Source organism: Idiomarina sp. D18 (genome assembly GCF_057748155.1).
On record NZ_CM173240.1, the window covers coordinates 2,154,519 to 2,172,635 of the forward strand.

At 48.0% G+C, this 18,117-nt stretch carries 16 protein-coding genes; 1 reads left to right on the forward strand and 15 read right to left on the reverse strand.

Going from position 1 to position 18,117, the window contains the following annotated elements; genetic code table 11:
* Positions 1 to 37 precede the first annotated feature (37 nt).
* The 13 genes from AC3AP5_RS10390 to AC3AP5_RS10450 all read right to left on the reverse strand — a co-directional run bounded on the left by AC3AP5_RS10390 (position 38) and on the right by AC3AP5_RS10450 (position 13,254).
* Entirely contained in the window at positions 38 to 496 is a 459-nt protein-coding gene (locus AC3AP5_RS10390) for a hypothetical protein (protein ID WP_487326667.1), read from the reverse strand.
* Positions 493 to 1,746, reverse strand: coding sequence for a type II secretion system F family protein (locus AC3AP5_RS10395; protein WP_487326668.1), 1,254 nt, complete (start codon positions 1,744 to 1,746; stop codon positions 493 to 495). The genes AC3AP5_RS10390 and AC3AP5_RS10395 overlap by 4 nt, the downstream gene beginning before the upstream one ends.
* Positions 1,747 to 1,748: 2 nt before the next feature.
* The gene (locus AC3AP5_RS10400) at positions 1,749 to 3,512 is read right to left on the reverse strand and encodes a GspE/PulE family protein (protein WP_006956812.1); all 1,764 of its coding nucleotides are present in this window, start codon (positions 3,510 to 3,512) and stop codon (positions 1,749 to 1,751) included.
* Entirely contained in the window at positions 3,493 to 4,620 is a 1,128-nt protein-coding gene (locus AC3AP5_RS10405) for a tetratricopeptide repeat protein (protein ID WP_487326669.1), read from the reverse strand. The genes AC3AP5_RS10400 and AC3AP5_RS10405 overlap by 20 nt, the downstream gene beginning before the upstream one ends.
* Positions 4,617 to 5,546: an ExeA family protein gene (locus tag AC3AP5_RS10410; protein WP_487326670.1), complete on the reverse strand. Its 930-nt coding sequence runs from the start codon at positions 5,544 to 5,546 to the stop codon at positions 4,617 to 4,619. Before AC3AP5_RS10410 ends, AC3AP5_RS10405 begins: the two co-directional genes overlap by 4 nt.
* 14 nt (positions 5,547 to 5,560) lie before the next feature.
* Positions 5,561 to 7,243, reverse strand: a complete 1,683-nt coding sequence (gene mshL / locus AC3AP5_RS10415; RefSeq protein ID WP_006956818.1) for a pilus (MSHA type) biogenesis protein MshL — start codon at positions 7,241 to 7,243, stop codon at positions 5,561 to 5,563.
* Positions 7,240 to 7,593, reverse strand: coding sequence for a hypothetical protein (locus tag AC3AP5_RS10420; protein ID WP_006956820.1), 354 nt, complete (start codon positions 7,591 to 7,593; stop codon positions 7,240 to 7,242). Before AC3AP5_RS10420 ends, mshL begins: the two co-directional genes overlap by 4 nt.
* Positions 7,583 to 8,218 (reverse strand): hypothetical protein, encoded by a 636-nt coding sequence (locus tag AC3AP5_RS10425; protein WP_487326671.1) that lies wholly within the window; start codon positions 8,216 to 8,218, stop codon positions 7,583 to 7,585. Before AC3AP5_RS10425 ends, AC3AP5_RS10420 begins: the two co-directional genes overlap by 11 nt.
* Positions 8,211 to 8,804 carry a PilN domain-containing protein gene (locus AC3AP5_RS10430; protein WP_487326672.1) on the reverse strand — a complete coding sequence of 198 codons (594 nt, stop codon included), beginning with the start codon at positions 8,802 to 8,804 and terminating at the stop codon, positions 8,211 to 8,213. The genes AC3AP5_RS10425 and AC3AP5_RS10430 overlap by 8 nt, the downstream gene beginning before the upstream one ends.
* Entirely contained in the window at positions 8,801 to 9,733 is a 933-nt protein-coding gene (locus tag AC3AP5_RS10435) for a hypothetical protein (RefSeq protein ID WP_006956826.1), read from the reverse strand. The genes AC3AP5_RS10430 and AC3AP5_RS10435 overlap by 4 nt, the downstream gene beginning before the upstream one ends.
* A gap of 100 nt (positions 9,734 to 9,833) precedes the next feature.
* Positions 9,834 to 11,456 (reverse strand): methyl-accepting chemotaxis protein, encoded by a 1,623-nt coding sequence (locus AC3AP5_RS10440; RefSeq protein WP_487326673.1) that lies wholly within the window; start codon positions 11,454 to 11,456, stop codon positions 9,834 to 9,836.
* Between the two features lie 114 nt (positions 11,457 to 11,570).
* On the reverse strand, positions 11,571 to 12,602 hold the full coding sequence (pyrC, locus tag AC3AP5_RS10445; protein ID WP_272977549.1) for a dihydroorotase: 1,032 nt from the start codon (positions 12,600 to 12,602) through the stop codon (positions 11,571 to 11,573).
* Between the two features lie 70 nt (positions 12,603 to 12,672).
* Positions 12,673 to 13,254: a thymidine kinase gene (locus AC3AP5_RS10450; RefSeq protein WP_487326674.1), complete on the reverse strand. Its 582-nt coding sequence runs from the start codon at positions 13,252 to 13,254 to the stop codon at positions 12,673 to 12,675.
* A gap of 77 nt (positions 13,255 to 13,331) precedes the next feature.
* Between AC3AP5_RS10450 and AC3AP5_RS10455 the strand changes: the two genes are divergently transcribed.
* Positions 13,332 to 14,570: an adenosine deaminase family protein gene (locus AC3AP5_RS10455; protein ID WP_487326675.1), complete on the forward strand. Its 1,239-nt coding sequence runs from the start codon at positions 13,332 to 13,334 to the stop codon at positions 14,568 to 14,570.
* Here the strand turns inward: AC3AP5_RS10455 and AC3AP5_RS10460 are convergent.
* Together AC3AP5_RS10460 and AC3AP5_RS10465 are read right to left on the reverse strand one after the other, a co-directional pair.
* The gene (locus AC3AP5_RS10460) at positions 14,516 to 16,981 is read right to left on the reverse strand and encodes a putative bifunctional diguanylate cyclase/phosphodiesterase (RefSeq protein ID WP_487326676.1); all 2,466 of its coding nucleotides are present in this window, start codon (positions 16,979 to 16,981) and stop codon (positions 14,516 to 14,518) included. The genes AC3AP5_RS10455 and AC3AP5_RS10460 overlap by 55 nt on opposite strands.
* A gap of 98 nt (positions 16,982 to 17,079) precedes the next feature.
* Positions 17,080 to 18,105, reverse strand: a complete 1,026-nt coding sequence (locus AC3AP5_RS10465) for a DUF2955 domain-containing protein (protein ID WP_487326677.1) — start codon at positions 18,103 to 18,105, stop codon at positions 17,080 to 17,082.
* Positions 18,106 to 18,117: the final 12 nt, after the last annotated feature.

Below are 18,117 nucleotides of genomic sequence, written 5' to 3' on the forward strand. Positions count from 1 at the left end.
CATTTCTCGTGATATTGTATAACGACATTTTTACAATTCATAGGTCAGATCCGACATTTTTTGGCCGAACTTGACCTGTCTCAGCGTCATATACTTGCCACGGCTTTTCATTAATACTGAAAATACATCGATTGCCCTCAACCCTTGCAGTTAGCTGGCGTGGCACATCAGCAAGACGTTGCCAAAGTGTTACACAACCTTGTTGCACGGCAGGCCAGCCACGCGCATTCATTTGTATAGTTTCTTCACTACCACTTATGTTAAGTGATACATGTGTCGGACGACCACGCCGCATCCATTCCGCCCGAGCGAGTAATAAGGTGTCATTAAAACGCCGCAGTTCCATATCTCGTTGTGTTTCTTGCCACCCATTGTCGTCGCTCGGCGCGAACCAAATCCATAACGCGACTGCGGATAGCACCAATACGCTGATTATAACAACAACGTTTTGTAACAAACTGCGAAAACTCTGCTCGCTTTGCGCTTGGCTTTTCATCCTCGCCCCTGATACGCATTCATCATATCCCACATTGGCGTGAAGATACCCAGCGCAAGAATTAATACTAACACCGCCACAAAACCAATCATGACGGGTTCAATACGCGCAGTCAGCGTTTTTAAATCGTAATCCGTTTCTCGTTCATAATAATCAGCGACCTCTTTTAACAGCGTATCGCTTCGACCCGTTTCCTCGCCGACTACGATCATTTGTAATACCAGCGGCGTAAAAAGCTTGGACTGTCGTGCGGCACGAGACAAATTCTCACCACGCTCAATAGTGCGCCGAATGTCTAAAATTTTGCGCTCCATGTAGGCATTATCAACAGCTTCAGACACCAATGAAAGCGCCTGCGTTAAGGGGACTCCCGCCGACAGCATAACCGCGAAACTGCGTGCAAAGCGAGACAGTATCGAACGCTCAAGAATCGAGCCGATAATCGGCATTCTTAATTTCCAACGGTCCCAAAGTAGCCGACCGGAAGGGCTATTCACATAGGCGCGCACAGCAAAAAACGCCGCCACCATTGCGACAAGCATCAACGGCCAGTACGCCACAAAAAACTCCGAAGTCCCCAGCAGTGCTCGCGTCGCCCAAGGTAACTCGACGTTAAAACGGCTAAACATATTGGCGAACGTTGGAATAACAAATATGTTTAAAACGAATAATGCAACCACAAGCGCAATCATCACAAAGGTCGGGTAGCGTGTCGCTGCCTTGATACGCTTACGCGTATCTTGCTCTTTTTCGAGGTAGAGGGCGAGTTGCTCGAATGACTCCTCTAGCTGACCGGTATTCTCGCCAACGTGCACGATAGCGACAATAAGACGCGAGAAGACTTTAGGATGTTGCGCCATACCTGCTGACAACGTGCGGCCGCGCTCCAATTGACTATGAACATCACGTAAGGCGCGCTCCAAGCGCTTATTTTGGGTGGTATCGGCGAGTCCCTCGATAGCGCGCAGAATGGGGATACCGGCATTGGTCAATGAATACATCTGACGGCAAAATATAATGAGTTGATCCAGCTCGACACTCGGCTCGGTTAATGCTTTCAGTTGCATCCATAATGAACCTCTCGGCGCGCTCGCTTTACCGCCTTCAAGTTTGCCTTTACTAACCGCTACATCAACCGGGATCAGCCCACGCTGCATGAGTGCTTGCGCGGCACTTTTGGCATCATTTGCCTCTACTGTGCCTTGTTGAAGCGCGCCGGCTTTGTCTCTGGCTTTGTAGCTAAACTGCATGGTTAGTCATCACTCTCGCTACGTTGTGCGATTTCGCTTACGTTGGTAGCCGCAAAATTTTCCTCGACACTTTCTGCCAAGAACAATACTTCATCAATACTGGTAACGCCCTGCTTGGCAAAGTCCAGTGCGACATTGGCCATCGATCGGTAGCCCTGCGCATGTTTGGCCGCCTCAGCAAAGCGTTGGGTGTCCTCTTGCCGCAAAGCGTCCATCATCGCGCTATTCATCTCAAGCAATTCAAATACACCGATTCGACCTCGATAGCCCGTATGGTTACAGTTCTGGCAGCCGACACCTTTCTTAAAGGTTTGGTTGCAACTACCCTTTTCTAAATGTTCAAGAATCGCGCGCTGTGCCTCATCGGGCGTATCGTCATGCGCACACCGCTCACATACTCGTCTGACAAGTCGCTGTGCAATCACACCCCGCAGGGCAGCCGCTACTAGGTACGATGGCGCCCCCATATCAATCAACCGCATGGCACTGGTAATCGCATCGTTAGTGTGTAGCGTCGATAACACCATGTGACCTGTAATTGCTCCACGTAGACCAATTTCTACCGTCTCGTGGTCACGCATCTCACCCACCATGATGATATCTGGATCTTGTCGAAGTGTCGTGCGCAACACGCGAGCGAAATCAAGTCCAATCTTATTACTCACTTGGACCTGCGAAATCCTCGGTAAACGATATTCAACGGGATCCTCGACAGTGATCACTTTCTTCTCTTCCGTGTTAAGTTCACTTAGAGCACCGTAAAGCGTTGTCGTTTTACCCGAGCCCGTTGGCCCCGTGACAAGTAACATACCGTGTGGTCGATGAATTAGATGGCGGACGCGCTTGAGAATATCAGGCGGCATACCGACTTGATCCAGCGATAAGATACCACTCGATTGGTCGAGCAAACGCATGACACAGGCTTCACCATACTGCACTGGCATCGTTGATACCCGCACATCAATACTGTGCTTTTTGACTTTGATATTAAAGCGGCCATCTTGCGGTAGCCGTCGCTCCGAAATATCAAGCCCCGCCATTAGCTTTAATCGTAAAACGAGCGCATTAGCGATGTTCGTTTCATCAAGCACATTTTCCTGTAATACGCCATCAACACGCTGGCGAATACGCAGCATTTTTTGATCAGGCTCGATATGAATGTCAGACGCTCGAACTTGTACTGCATCCTCAAAAATCGACTTTAATAACTTCGCGACGGTCGCATCATCGTCGTCGTCATCTAAGCTATCTGACCCGAGTGTAAAATCAGCGGTTTCTTCATATTCGGTTTGTAGTTGACTTGCGAAGGTTTCTATTTCTTTAGTGCGACGATATAGAGAGTCGAATGCCGATAAGAGCTCAGCTTCGGATACGACCGCTAAGGTCACTTCACGGGGCGACAAATGCTGAGTCACCGCATCGACCGCTGCAAGATCGGCGGGATCACTCATCCCGACTAGCGCACTTTCATCGTTCGCTTCGATCACCAGCGCTCGATAGCGTCGTGCTTGAACTTCAGGTAGTAACTGAACATCCTTTGGATTAATTTTACGGTCAGCAACGCTCACACGCTCTAGTTTCAGTTGCTGAGCCAAAAAGTCGAGCAGTTGCTCTTCGGTAATGTAGCCAAGATCACTGAGCGTCGCACCCAACTTGCGCCCACTGATTTGCTGTTCTTTAAGCGCACTTTCGAGTTGTGCTTCGCTGATGACTTGCTCGTGAACCAGCAAGTCACCCAATCGCATTTTAAGACGAGGTCGCTTCATCTTGATCTACCAATAAGTTGAGTTGTTGCTCGATAAATTCGAGCGTGGGTGCATGTTGGATTAATTCTTTTGCTCGATTAAAGAAACGAATCGCCGCATCCCTTTGAGCCAATTGTTGCGCAGCTATTGCCCGCCCTAACCACCAACGCCCCTCTGTCGGTTGAGCCTGTGCCAGCGACTGATAACTGTCGGCCATTAGCGTCCACTGGTTCAGTTGTTGGGCTAGCTGAGCCTTAAGCCGGTAATACTCCAAATGACGACTAGCCTGCGGTTGCGCTTGCTTAAGCATGGTCAACGCGAGTTGTGGTTGCTGCCGCTTATCGAGCATCTTAGCCGCGAGCAGTCTTAATTCATGGGCTTGGGGATTAACTTCCAAACCGCGAGTAAGCACGGCTAATGCTTCCTGCCAGCGGTTCCGGCCAAATTGTAACGCGGCCAGTTGTCGCCGCGCTTCGATGTGACCCGGATCGATACTGAGCACTTTCTGCCAATGTTTCACCGCTTCGCTCAATAAGCCTTGCTCGGCGGTCTGTTTTGCAGCATTTATTTCCCGCGTGATGACTTGCTCCGGTGACAGTTGTACCGTTTTTCGCACGAGTGTTGGCGCGGGCTCTACTTCGCTCTCAGGCACTGCTTCCTGCGCATCCTCAACCTCCGTTGAATCTGTTGCTTGCGGCTGTTCTTCACTAGAAGACGCGGGCGGTACTTGTGCAGCATGCGTCGAATTGTCCGCTTTAGATTGCTCAGCCGCAGAGGAATGCTGCTCAACCGGTTGTTGCCTGCTCGATGATTGTGTCACCGCTTGCGCTTCAGTTTGCGTCTCGGTTTGCGCTGGACGTGCGAAATTATTAGTCGACTCAACTGGCTCCGGCTCACTCACTTTTTGCACCGGTTGAGGTGTATTTACCGTCTCATTTTCGACCCAGCGATCCCAACTTAGGGCGCCGAAAACTAATGCAATCACAAGTAGCACTACGGCAACGATTGCAACCACCCAAGGGGTACGCGAAGAGGGACCCGCAACAGCAGAACCGCCGACACTCTCTGCTTCGCCGGGCTTTTGACCGCGTTTATCTAAATCTTTTAATACCTTATTCAATATACTCATGCGACAGAGTTCCACGGCCACGCTGGATGTTCAAAAGTTAAACTAACGATCGCTGAAACGGCCACACACACCAGTAGAATGGACCAAATGATCAGTCTGACCATCGGCGAACGATAACGCGTATCTGACGTATCCTTCGTTGCCAACCTCAAATCTTTATGTGACAACTTTCGACGACCTTCACCATAGGCTAATAAGAGCATTTTGTGCGCCAGCACATTAACGAGTCTCGGAATACCTCGGCTACTCTCATACAAGGCTGAAACCAAACCTGCTGAAAATATCGGTTCCCCTTTATAGCCAGCAATGCGCATTCGGTGGCCGATGTACTGTGCAGTTTCTCGTACGTTCATTGCCGTAAGTCGATGCGAAAACGAAATACGCTGCCTGAGCTGCCGAAAGTTATGCTGGGCTAGCCGTTCATCAAGTTCGGGCTGTCCGACCAAAATAATATGAAGCAATTTACGTGATTCAGTTTCTAAATTAGATAGCAATCTTAATGCTTCTAAACTATCTTCTGGTAGCGCTTGCGCCTCATCCACGATAAGTACCACTGCACGTCCCGCGTGATTAATTTCGAGCAGTTTATCCTGCAGTGCGCGAGCTAAAGGATGCTCACTTTCAATATCCGCAGTTTCAACTCCAAGTTCTTGCGCAACAGCACGACGTAATTGATCGGGATTAAGATAGGAGTCTGGTACGTAAGCCGTGTAAAAATAATCGGGAATTTCTTCCAACAGACGGCGGCATAGCAACGTTTTACCCGTACCGACTTCACCGGTTACTTTGATAAAGCCTTCACCGGTATTCAATGCCGTTAATACCACTTTAGCAGCTTGATCGTGACTCTTTAGCTCACAATAAAACTGTGTATTGGGCGTAATGGTAAACGGCAGTTGATTTAGCCCGTAGTGATACAAGTACATAGCGCGCCTGACACCTACTGTTCATGCGCGATGTCTGGAAACCAGGTTTCCAACAGTTCACGTGAGCGCTCTAACTCCTTCTGCCACGTATCGGCGCCAATAACTGTTGGCTTGATCAATATAACTAACTCTTTTTTCGATGCATCGTTACTCTTGTTTTTGAATAGGTTCCCTACCAGCGGCAGATCGCCGAGCAATGGTACCTTTTCTACGTTTTCTGACGTTGAGTTTTGCATCAAACCACCGAGTACAACGATCTCGCCACTGCGCGCTCGTACAATCGTATCAGATTCACGAATATTACTGCGCGCCAATGGCAAACGCAGTGTTTCATCGCCAATCGTAATTACTTTTTCTTGTTCCTTCGTCTCAACGACTGACGGATGCACATGCAGTGTGACCTCGCCGTCGTCACTTATTTGCGGTGTGACATCAAGCGAAATACCCGAGAAAAAGGGCGTCAAATCAACATTTGAACTCGTCAACGCGTCTTGTGTGACCGTGGTATTGGTCTGCGACGTTACATCCGTGACGTAATATTCGTCTTCACCAATCTTTATCACCGCCTTTTGATTATTTGATGCGGTGACACGCGGGTTTGAAAGCACCTGCACGCTGCCTTGCGTTTGCAGCAATTCAAGAAAGCCGGTAAAGCGATTAGAGTTAAAGGTTAAACCGAACACACCATCCGCCGTCGCGGCAGCGATATCGTTCGGGACAGAGCCATTAAATCCGAAATCAAATCGCCCGCTCATGTTTAATTCATTCCAGCGAATACCCTGTTGATATTGGTCGCCTAGTGTTACTTCAACAATGCGTGCTTCTAAAATCACTTGTCTTTGTAAACGGGACTGTAAATTGTCGAGAAACTGACCCACTGCACGCAGTTTTGATGGTTGTGCAGTGACACTTACAAGCCCGGCTTGTGGCGAGAGCACGACGCTGCCATTACCGCCGACAATGCCTTGGATCATATCTTCCAAACTACCCCAAAGATCCGTTTCTGACTGCGTATTGACCGATGCGCCATTAGCACCGCCGGCATTCATATTGCCGAAGTTCTGATTTTGGCCGCCACCGTTGAGACCACCTAATCCACCCATGTTGGATGAACCGCTATTATTGTAGCTGTTATTGTTTCCATAGGTATTATTGTTATTTCGCTCTTGGCTAACACCGCCGCTCGTAATTTGCGTTTGCGATAAGCCAAAGCGCTTCAACGAAAGATAATCTAGCGTAAAGGTTTGCGTGCGAACACCGGCAGGGTATACCTGGATCATACGACCATCGCGACGAATCTCATAACCATAGATATCGCTTATAACATCGAGCGTTTCATCGATAGTCACATCTTTTAGATCAAGCGAAATATCACCTGAGACATCTGGGTGAACTACGATATTGTAAGGTGTATCCACTGTAAGACTGTAAAAAAATTGCTTTGCGGCCACACCATCAGCCTGTAATACAAAGCGAGGTTCGCTACCAACGAGAGCACGGGACTCGCCTGCTTGGCGCTCTACTGACTGGTTCAAGAAAGCGGCCACATCGTCCGGTACCGCTGATGATGCGGGTTGCTTTCCTTGCACAGGGGTATCTTGCTGCATCGCCTTATAAGCCTCGCGCGGTTTTTCATCGGGCTGATAGGCACAGCTCGTCAGCAACGTTGCCACCGCTGCTATCCAAAGCACTCTCATTGTTGATCTCCCTGAGATTCGATATTCTTTATATTCAATGGCTGAAATAATTTAAGTATTCGTTGAACCGAGCCATTGCTTAAGGTAACACTGTTCGAACCGATGTCCTCAACACGAAACCCTGCAATAGTGTCACCGAGACTTAGCCATTGATTGTTTATTAGGGCACGCTGCGACGTAGCCGAGACAACGACTTGCGCTAATACTAAGTTCGTATCCTGCTGAGAACTTACCCCACGCCCTGCAGTCCAACCGTATGGTTGAGTTGGATCTTGAGCTTGCGCTGTAAATGAAGCGACTGATACGACGGTCGCCAGTAGCCACGTCAAACGATAAGGACTAGTTTGCACCGATAAACTCCTTATCCATACTGATAATACGCCATGCGATACTCAGTTCAGCTTCGGGATAGCTATCCACACGATAATTAAACTTCAGCCATTCAACTTCAGGAAACTCAGCTTGAAGTTGCTCTGCATAGCCCATGATATGTTCGAAGTCACCCTTGAATACGGCATCGACGCGATGCTGATACAAAGCACCACTCTGCTCATCTGTGATGCGTTCAGGCTGAGGTGTCGTCAACGAAACCAGTTGCATGTCATCAGGATAATTCAATGCGGCGCGTAAAAACGCTTTCCGTTGTGCCGCGCCTAATACGCTATAGCCGCTTGCGCGCTCTACTAGTTGCGTCAAACGCGCCTGCTTACGTTCAATATCATGACGAATCGGCTGGTTTACATCCTGTTGTAACTGTGACTTCAATTGCTCGTTCAACGCGCGTACTTGGCTCAACTGCTGAGCCAACTGTTCGGTTCGTAATTTGCTGGAATTCATTGCTTTAATGTTTGGAAGTAATAATGTACTCCCCATATATACGGCAATAAGCACCCACACTAATATCGCAATTAAAATGCGTCTATCCCGAGGTTGTTGCTGAAACCATTGATTTAACTGTTGCCAGCGCTTATTCATCTGAACCTCGCTCACTCGCTAGGCTAAAGGTTTGATTGTCTTGTTCATCTTGAGACAAATCGACGACCGAGAAGCGACTATTCTTGAGTACAGGCTTTCCTTCAAAACGCGCCATCCACTTCGGAATGAGGTGCCCCTTTATAGCTTTACCGTGCAAGTTAATCCGACCCTCTTCAATACCAAACTCGGTTAACCAGAGTCCATCCATATCAATGGCGCTTAATTCCGACATCAACTGCTGAGGCGCAATCAATTGACGCGATTCGAGATTAGTGAGCCGCTCGTTAAGCTCCATTTGCTGTTGGATCTGACGAGATAATTTATCGGACTGATCGATCAATTGTTGATTGGGGCTTTTCTGCTGAACTTGCGCCTGTAGTTGTGTTTGTTGCTGCTGCAACTGCTGTAATTGCTCACTCATCTCATCAGCGGTCGTTTGCCGTTCGCTGGCTAAGCTCTTTAACACTATCCACGCAACAAGTAATAAAATAGCCAGTGCGACAGCTACCACTAAACTGCGAGCAAGCGAGAGTCGGAGAACAATGGGTTTGAGCTCATCGGTATATAAATTTATGAACTGCTTCATTGTGCCGCCCCCTCTATCCGTGAGGATAAGCTAGCACCCAGCGCTTCTAAGTCCGAGAAGTCTCCCTCACATAGCTCGCTCATCCAGCTCGGATACTCAAACAACTCAACATCAGCTGCTAGCAAGTCACGCAATGATTCTGCCATGGCCTCTCGTTGTGGACCGGCTATCGCTAACACAATTCGGCGTAGACTCGCTTGACGGAGCTGCCCTTCATAGTAATCCATCGAGCGCTGTATTTCTGTCGCCAAAGGTTCCAAGGCGCCGAGTTCAATCTCTTGCGCTGAATACTTAGACAAGTCTCGGACGCCTCTCAGTTCACGTGTGAACACCAACGCTCCAGCGCGATATATTTGCACCACGTAGCGACTTTTACTCAAACCGTAAAGCACCAAGCAAGCATTGTCGGTGGTTTGAAATAAATTCTTCAACACCACTTCACTGACGGTAATGCTATCGAGTTGCCACGACTGCGAAGCGACCGCCTCAACGATTTGACTCAGCAATGTCTTGGAGGCAACAACGGCCGTTATTTTATCTTGTCCACTCGCATTTAATGGCAGATCGTAATAATCGGTCACCATCTCATCGGGACTCATATCGGTCAGCTCATCTAATTGAAACCGTAAACTTGCGGCAAGATCCTGTTCAGGTACGTCGGGACGTTCAACAGTGGTTGATTGATAATGAGCGGGCTGCAGCACAACAGTAACGGGTGCATGCTCTAAAGACAGTTTTTTATAACGTTCGTTAAAGGCATTTAACGCATGGTCAATGTGATTGTTTTTGATCGGTTCAACATCATTCACGATCAACTCAGGCTCTTGCTCTGTTTTTATTTTAAGGACAAGGAAACGAAGCTCAGTCGCATTAATACTGACTACAAGCTGATAATTTGAAGCGTTTTTTTTCCCGAACAAAAAGCGCACTGAGCATTCCTTTGTTTATTTTTTGTTTATGTTATCAAACCTCATACGCCTTTTGGAACAAAAATGCGCGTTATTTCCCCGTTTTTTGATTATCCTCTCACTAATCTAAAGAAAAACGTTTCACCGTTTGTTCGAGTTTTGCCGCCAGTGACTGCAAAGTGTGCGCAGTACCGCTTGAATGGCGTGTCGCTTCTTGGTTTTGTTGCGCCATACCGGCAAATCGCTCAACGGTTTCAGCGACCTCATCGCTGGCACGGTTCTGCTCATTCAACGCTTCGCTAATCTCTTGTACGACCTGCATCACGTCATTAAAACTGTCGCGTATCCGTCTCATTGCTTGTCCAGTCATGTCCGCAAGTTCAACGCCTTCCTCGACTTCACTGACGCCATGCTTCATTTGCTTAACGCTACTTTGCGTACCGCGTTGAATCTCTCCAACCATGTGTTCAATCTCATCCGTTGACTCTGCAGTACGTTGTGCCAGGCTTCTGACCTCATCTGCTACAACTGAGAAGCCCCGTCCTTGGTCGCCCGCACGAGCCGCTTCAATCGCTGCATTTAACGCCAGCAAGTTTGTTTGATCAGCGATACCTTTGATAACCGACACAATATCGTTAATTTTCTCTGACTGAGCATCAAGTTCAGTCAGTCGTTGTGAAGCTTGCGTGACAGCTTGGTTAATACGATCCATCGCTTGTGTCATCTGCTCAATGACCGTACTGCTCTCGCGGGCTTCCTCACTCGAGCGATGAGCAATACTTCGTGCTTGCTCGGCATTGTTTGACACCTGCTCAATACTCGCACTTAATTCTTGTATCGCAGTCGCAACCGAATCAGATGCTTGTGTTTGTTCATCCGAAGATGCAGACAATTGTTCGGCGGTACTCGCCACCACGCCGCTGGAATCATTCAGCTCATTAACGGCGTGTCGGATGTTATTTAGCATCGCTTTCAGCTTGTCTTGCATCGACTTTAAGGTCGTGAGCACCTGCGCTATTTCATCCTTACCGTCCGTGGTAATTCGATAGTTTAATTGCCCGTCGGCAATGGCATCAATCGCCTGTTGCGCATCGGCCAAGCGATTCTGAAGTTGCTTTTTGAATGTCCAAGCCGAACCAATCGCAACAAGTGCCACCACTAAACCACCCAATAATGTTGTCCATTCCGCCAATAGGCTCGCCTGATCGGCCTCTGCATGGCGTTCCGTGAGTTGCGTGCGCTCAAAAGCGATAAAGCTATCCATTAACTCACGCATCGCTTGCATGTCTTCGCGGCCACGACCTTGTTTTACAAGATATGCAGCCTGATCTAAGCCCATCGCACCGGGACCGTATTGCAACCGTATCGAAATAACCGGCTCCATAGCCTCTTCGAGCCAGCGTTGATACAGCTGATTAAACTCCTCTAAACGTTTGAGTTGCGCCGATGAGCTCTGGCTGAGCTGTTTTAGCTGTTCCCATGATTTAGACAGGTGAGCCTTTCCTTCATCATAGGGCACCTTGTCCTCGTCGTTTCCACTGATGACATAGCCACGTTGACCACTTTGAATCAGCAATAATTGCTTAACCAAATCTTCCGCAACAGTAATAACAGTAAACGTTTGCTCTGCTTGAGAAGTTGTGTTTACGAGTGATCGAATACTGAATAGCGTCGTTGTGATCAATACAACGAGGACTAGGAGGATGGCAGCAAATGCCGTGTACAGCTTGTGGGTTAGTTTCATGGGCTTGACCAATACCAAAATTAAGAATACTTAATTTAGTATCGGTCAATCAAAAGATAACTTCAGCCCTGAGAAATGTCATAGTAAACTCAGGGCTGCGGTCAAACGCGCTTATTATGAACGCTTCCAGTGCAACGTTTGACCGGCATAGTAAGGTACAATAGGCCCTGTCGCGGTTGCGACTTGCTCAGGTACTTGCCAAGTGTCCTGCGTTAAGGTTAAGCGCTCTTCATTCAATGGTAGTTGATAAAACTGCGCGCCAAACACCGAACTAAAATTCTCTAACTTATCGAGCGCATTATGCTGACTAAAAAACTCCGCGTAGAGTTCAATGGCAGCAGGGGCCGAATAACAGCCTGCGCAGCCACATGCGGTCTCTTTGTTGGCTTTTACATGCGGCGCGGAATCTGTTCCTAGAAAGAATTTGGCACTCCCCGATAAAGCCGCATTTTGTAAACGCTCCTGATGCTCACGACGTTTTAAAATCGGTAAGCAATAGTTGTGCGGACGCACTCCCCCCACTAACAGATGATTGCGATTCATCAACAAATGCTGAGGGGTTATCGTAGCCGCCACATTGTCATGAGCCGAAGTCACAAAGTCGACTGCGTCACCGGTCGTAATGTGCTCCAAAATCAACTTCAGCTCAGGAAATTGCTGAGTAATCGGGATCAAATGACGCTCAATGAACACTTTCTCGCGGTCAAAAATATCGATATCAGCGTCGGTCACTTCACCATGAACCAGCAACGGCACAGCGTGCGCCTGCATCGCTTCGAGTACGGGGGCTAAAGCTTCGACTGATTTTACGCCAGAGGCTGAGTTAGTGGTTGCGCCTGAAGGATAGAGTTTAAAGCCGATGACTTTGTCTTCAGCGGCTGCTTTTTTTACTTCTTCGACCGTCGTCTCGCCTGTTAAATAAAGTGCCATACGAGGGTCAAAGCGCTGATCCGCGCCGAGCTGGGCCATGATGCGTTCACGATAACTTAATGCGGAAGACACGGTTGTCACCGGGGGGACTAAATTCGGCATGACCACAGCACGGTGAAACACTTCAGCAGAATGCGGCACTGTAGTCGCCAGCATTTCTTCATCGCGTAAGTGTAAGTGCCAATCATCGGGGCGGCGGATCGTAATTGAGTTCATCAAGTTACCTCATCGGAGCGAATACACACCCCTAGTATACTGTGTTCGTCAAGTCAGCAACAGAACCTCGTTAACGAATACCCATCGATTCTTTCCAATGGGTTCTACAACATGAGATATAGCGGTCGTTGCCACCAATCGCAATTTGTTGACCCATTTTCACAGCATTGCCGTGCTCGTCCACCCGAAGCGACATCGTTGCTTTGCGTCCACAATGACAAATCGTCTTCATTTCAACCAGTTTATCCGCGACGGCGAGCAGTACAGCGCTACCAGGAAACGCATCACCAAAAGCGTCGGTACGGATGCCGTAGCACATGACCGGAATATTGTGTGTATCGACAATGGTCGTTAGCTGCCAAACTTGTTGTTCCGTTAAAAATTGCGCCTCATCAAGCAAAACACAGTCAATTCGACGCTGATGGTACTGCTTTAAAATCAGTTCAACGAGATCACAGCCCTGCGTAAACTGGAGGGCATCACGCGCTATACCTAAACGTGAGGCAATTTTCCCCTGTCCTGCGCGGTTATCAATCGCGGGGGTCATGAGTAACACTTGCTGCTCACGCTCTTCATAGTTATGTGCCACCTGTAATAACGAGGTGCTTTTGCCGGCATTCATCGCCGAATAGGTAAAATAAAGTGATGCCATAGTGGGATTCTTTTTATTATCCAAGTCAATTCTGTGCCAAAATAATGCCAAGCAAATGTTACCGAGGAGTTTTCGATATGCAATACCCTGCCGATTTTATCAAGGCCATTCCTAAAGCTGATCTTCACTTGCACTTAGATGGTAGCTTACGTGCATCAAGCCTCATTGATATGGCTAAACGCGCCAGTATCGAACTCCCCAGTTATACAGAAGAAGGGTTATTTGATCAGGTTTTTAAGTCTCACTACAACAATTTAGGTGAGTACTTAAACGGCTTTCAATATACCTGTGCTGCGCTCCGCAACCTCGAAAACCTCGAACAAGCCGCCTACGAGCTTGCTATCGATAACCAGGAAGAAGGTGTCAACTATATCGAGGTTCGCTTTGCCCCTCAGTTATTAATGAATCCAGCTGCAGGTGTGACTTTTGATACCATCATGCATGTGGTCAACGATGGTTTAAAGCGAGCTAAAAACGAATACAACCAACAGCCGAGTGTGCAACAAGGCGAAAAGCCACCCTTTGACTATGGCATCATCAACTGCGCCATGCGCATGTTCGGTAAGAAAGGTTTCTCACCCTACTATACTCAGCTCTTCCAACATCTACGCGACTTTGAACCGATGCAAGTGATTCGCACGGCGGCGATGGAATTGGTACGCGCCAGCGTCAGAATGCGCGACGATGAAGGCTTACCTATCGTCGGTTTAGATATCGCAGGACAAGAAATCGGCTATCCGGCAAGTCAGTTCAAAGATGTGTACGAATACGCCCACGAAAACTTCTTGTTAAAAACCGTACACGCGGGTGAAGCCTATGGCGCGGAAAGTATCTTCGAAGCGCTCACACAGTGCCACGCGGATCGTCTAGGTCATGGCTACTCGTTGTTCTCACCAGAGATGACCGAAGACCCAACGATTGAAGATCCTAAAGCGTATGGCGAAAACTTGGCTTCATATATTGCCGACCGCCGTATTGCTGTTGAGGTTTGCCTTACCAGTAATCTTCAAACCAACCCAAGCATCGGTGGTATCGAGAACCACAACTTTAAGCATATGCTCGACAACCGTCTAGCCACGGTTATTTGTACCGATAACCGATTGGTATCGCGCACGACCGTCAGCAACGAATATCAATTAGCTGTCGATAATTTTGATATCTCGCTAAAACGTCTAAAAGACATGGTCGCCTACGGTTTTAAAAAGAACTTCTTCCCAGGCGACTATGTGGCTAAGCGCGAGTATGCGAAGAAAAACTTAGCTTACTTTGATCGTGTGGTTGAACAATTTGGACTAAAAGACGCCAGCCACTCTTGAGCGGGAACAGGATAAGCGAATAAATACCCTTGCATAACAATCGTGGGGCAGCGCTCGGTCAAGAAGCGCGCCTCACGCTCTGTTTCAACACCCTCGGCAATCATGCGTAAGTCTAAGTGTTCACCTATCGAGAGAATCGTCTCAACGAGCGCATCATGGGTCGTTTTCTCACCGATACTGCGAACAAAACTTTGGTCTATCTTGAGCTCACTCACTGGTAGCTTTTGGATATACGCTAAGGATGAGTAGCCTGTACCAAAGTCATCGATAGAGAAACGTATACCCAGTTTGCTTAACTCGCGCATGACTTCGATGACTTTCTCTGTGTCTTCTATCAATACCCCCTCGGTGACCTCGATCATCAACTGATGGGGTTTAAAATGATAGTTTTCTAGTAACTCACTCACTGCATGAACTAAATCGCCCCGAACAAAATGTCGGGCAGAGATGTTCACTGACAATGCATCAATGTGATGCTCAGCCATTTCTTTTGAGGCGAGAATCTGTGCCGCACGCTGCAGTACCCAACGGTCAATCGATAGAATCAAATCTGAGCGCTCAGCAATCGGTATAAATATGCCCGGGCTAATGAGTCCCTGCTCCGGGTGATGCCACCGTACCAAACCTTCGGCACTGACCACTTTGCCCGTCGCATCCACTTGCGACTGCAAATATAAATCAAGCTCATCGTTTTTTAGCGCATGCCGTAGCATTCTCTCAACATCGAATTGCCGCTTAATCTCCTCTCCGTATTGCTGACGATAGACGGCGAAATGATTGCCCCCGTATCGTTTTGCCTTATGCAGGGCTGTTTCGGCACGACGTAACAATTGTTCTGCATTACCACCTTTTTGTGGATAGACGACCGCGCCTATGGTTGCTGACATGGTTAGTACATCATCGTCTAACTGAATCGGCTTGCGGATGACCGTGAGCAACGCCTCGCAGGTCTCATAGAGCTTCTCTTTGACCACTTCGCGTTTAGAAACTTGCGGAGGGAACAGAACAGCAAACAAATCAGCGCCCAAATGCGCGAGCTGCAAGCCCTGTTGTTCCGTCCACTGCTTCATTCGTTCAGCAAAAGATTGTACCAAACGATTGCCAAACTCATGACCACGCGCATCATTAATCTGTTGTAATCGATCAATGTCGACGAGTAGCAAGTTGCCCAACTCACCCTCTTCTAATGATACAAGTACTTGGTCGATGATCTGAGTGATATGCAAACGGTTGGGTAAACCGGTCAGCGTCTCGTAATAAGCCATATAGTGAAGCCGTTGCTCGTCGGCTTTACGCTCGGTAATATCGTCTTCAACCGCAATATAGTGAGTACATTCGCCTTGTTCGTTATAGACCGGCGTAATAATTGAATACACCGTATAAACTTGCCCATCTTTGCGTTGGTTAAGCAACTCACCGCGCCACGTTTTACCTTGGTTAAGGGTGTTCCAAAGTTCACGGTAAACCGATTGTTGCGTCAGACCTGACTTGAGAATGCGGGGATTATTGCCAACGAGCTCGTCTCGTTGATACCCGGTAATCCACTCAAACGCCTTGTTCACATACTCAATTTGGCCTTTGGCATCGGTAATGATGATGCACTCATTACTTTGATCTACGGCGGTTTCTAGGTTTTTAAGTTTCGACCAATGCGCATGACGCTCGGCAGCGATAGCTTCAACCTGACGCGCCAGTGCCGCGATATCATCCTTGCCGCGTACGTCAATAGCAACACGTCGTTGTTCATCCCGCATCGCTTGCACACCGGTTTGCATGTGGCCAAGCCGTTTACTAATACGGTAATTCAGATATCGGTGCAGAAGTGCAACCAACAACAGCACGATAATGAGCTGAATTGTCAACGTGGTAATACGTGACTGAGCCACACTCCAAAAGGTATGCTTTTGCTCGAACGCGATCATGAGTGAGAAAGGTCGAAATTCAGGAAAGTCCGAAGATACCGTCAGCGGCACGTAAACAATCAAGCGACCTTGGTCCTCAACGTGATGTAACGTGATATCGCTGTTTGCATTGAGTTCATGCCAAGTTTGCGGCGCGATATTCAATGCTTGATATAAAGGTTTATCAAGCCAGTGATGATCAGCGGCATACTCGATACGCCCCTCTCTATTATAGATAAAAGCAGCTAGGACATTGGGTTGCTCGAGCAGTTGGGAGAGAATTTCATGCAACAAATCCGTGCGTTCATAACGTACCACGCGGTCGAACGTTGCTTGCATCATGCGCGCTGTAGTTAAAACTTCTTGTTCGACCACGTGTCTGTTTTCAGTTGTCTGTTCCGTAATCGTGAAGGTTGCTAAACTGACAAACATAGCAATACCGACAAAGCCCACTAAGAAAGAAATCTGTGTGCTTAGCCGTTGAAAAAACTTGATCGCCGTCGCTGTCATTGTAGCGCTCCATCGCTGAAAACAGATATTAAATATCATTAACGCGAATTATGCGGCTTCACTAAATTTAATCAACACTCAGCGGTCTTTTTTCTTCATTAACTGCCAAAGCGCGTCGCAACAAACTGATTCAAAGCCTTATGCACGACATAACACACCATCATTGCCGCAATAATAGCGACCAAGGTACTACTAAGCCGGTAGAGACCTGAATACACAAGATCTTGCGTAGGTGATAAGTACTGCCCAAAAAGAATACCTAACGTTGTGAGTGCACCAAAGCCGACGCCAGCGCCGGAAGCCTCAAGCACATGAAGTCGAGCAAACAACATCACACCAACCCAAAATAAGGGCACAATAAGCCATAATGCGTCGTACCAATCATAAAGTAATAGCTGTACTGAAAGCCCAAACATGACACCGATCAGCGTGCCCATCGCGCGTTTACGCGCGTAAGTCAGCGCCCCATTCCAATGCATCGGGAATAACACCAAAATAGTGGTTGCTTGCGCGGATATTGAGTCTTGCAAATCAAACAGCTGAAAGACCAAAAATGATAGGGTTGTCACCGAGGCACCCAAAATCGCCTCATGACGGACACGGTTGGATGATTTTTCGGGGGCTACGGGAGGCGCACTGGGCTCCGCTTTGTTGGGAATTAATGTATGCATCATAAAAGCAATAACGATAGCCAACAATGACGCGAAAAAGTTACTCGCAATGAGGTTATTGACGTCAGTATTTGGATAGCTCGCATAGTGCAACATGATGCTTAGCATCAACACGCCATTGGCACCAAATAGAAACGCAGTGCCGCGTGCCATAAAAGCAAAGCGATACAGAAACAACAAAAATGCGACCATCGTCATGAGTATCGGATGGCCACCTAACAGCTGTGCCACAAGACCAACTTCAATCCCACACATCACCGAGGCGCCGATAAGTTGACGCGCCACATGTCCGTTAATGACCGGCACTAAACCCAGCAAGAGCATGGGCAGTACGGTAAAGAACACACCATAGGATAAATCAAACAGCGTGGTAACTAAGAAGCCAATGGACGCCCCGAAGGCAATGCGCAAGCATTGCCGTAGACCATTTTCAGTTAATCCGAGCGGTTTCATCGCAGCTCCCAT

Coding starts and splice junctions, on each gene's coding strand:
- AC3AP5_RS10390 (WP_487326667.1), bottom strand. CDS start 496: ATGAAAAGCCAAGCGCAAAGCGAGCAGAGTTTTCGCAGTTTGTTACAA.
- AC3AP5_RS10395 (WP_487326668.1), bottom strand. CDS start 1,746: ATGCAGTTTAGCTACAAAGCCAGAGACAAAGCCGGCGCGCTTCAACAA.
- AC3AP5_RS10400 (WP_006956812.1), bottom strand. CDS start 3,512: ATGAAGCGACCTCGTCTTAAAATGCGATTGGGTGACTTGCTGGTTCAC.
- AC3AP5_RS10405 (WP_487326669.1), bottom strand. CDS start 4,620: ATGAGTATATTGAATAAGGTATTAAAAGATTTAGATAAACGCGGTCAA.
- AC3AP5_RS10410 (WP_487326670.1), bottom strand. CDS start 5,546: ATGTACTTGTATCACTACGGGCTAAATCAACTGCCGTTTACCATTACG.
- mshL (WP_006956818.1), bottom strand. CDS start 7,243: ATGAGAGTGCTTTGGATAGCAGCGGTGGCAACGTTGCTGACGAGCTGT.
- AC3AP5_RS10425 (WP_487326671.1), bottom strand. CDS start 8,218: ATGAATAAGCGCTGGCAACAGTTAAATCAATGGTTTCAGCAACAACCT.
- AC3AP5_RS10430 (WP_487326672.1), bottom strand. CDS start 8,804: ATGAAGCAGTTCATAAATTTATATACCGATGAGCTCAAACCCATTGTT.
- AC3AP5_RS10440 (WP_487326673.1), bottom strand. CDS start 11,456: ATGAAACTAACCCACAAGCTGTACACGGCATTTGCTGCCATCCTCCTA.
- pyrC (WP_272977549.1), bottom strand. CDS start 12,602: ATGAACTCAATTACGATCCGCCGCCCCGATGATTGGCACTTACACTTA.
- AC3AP5_RS10450 (WP_487326674.1), bottom strand. CDS start 13,254: ATGGCATCACTTTATTTTACCTATTCGGCGATGAATGCCGGCAAAAGC.
- AC3AP5_RS10455 (WP_487326675.1), top strand. CDS start 13,332: ATGCAATACCCTGCCGATTTTATCAAGGCCATTCCTAAAGCTGATCTT.
- AC3AP5_RS10460 (WP_487326676.1), bottom strand. CDS start 16,981: ATGACAGCGACGGCGATCAAGTTTTTTCAACGGCTAAGCACACAGATT.
- AC3AP5_RS10465 (WP_487326677.1), bottom strand. CDS start 18,105: ATGAAACCGCTCGGATTAACTGAAAATGGTCTACGGCAATGCTTGCGC.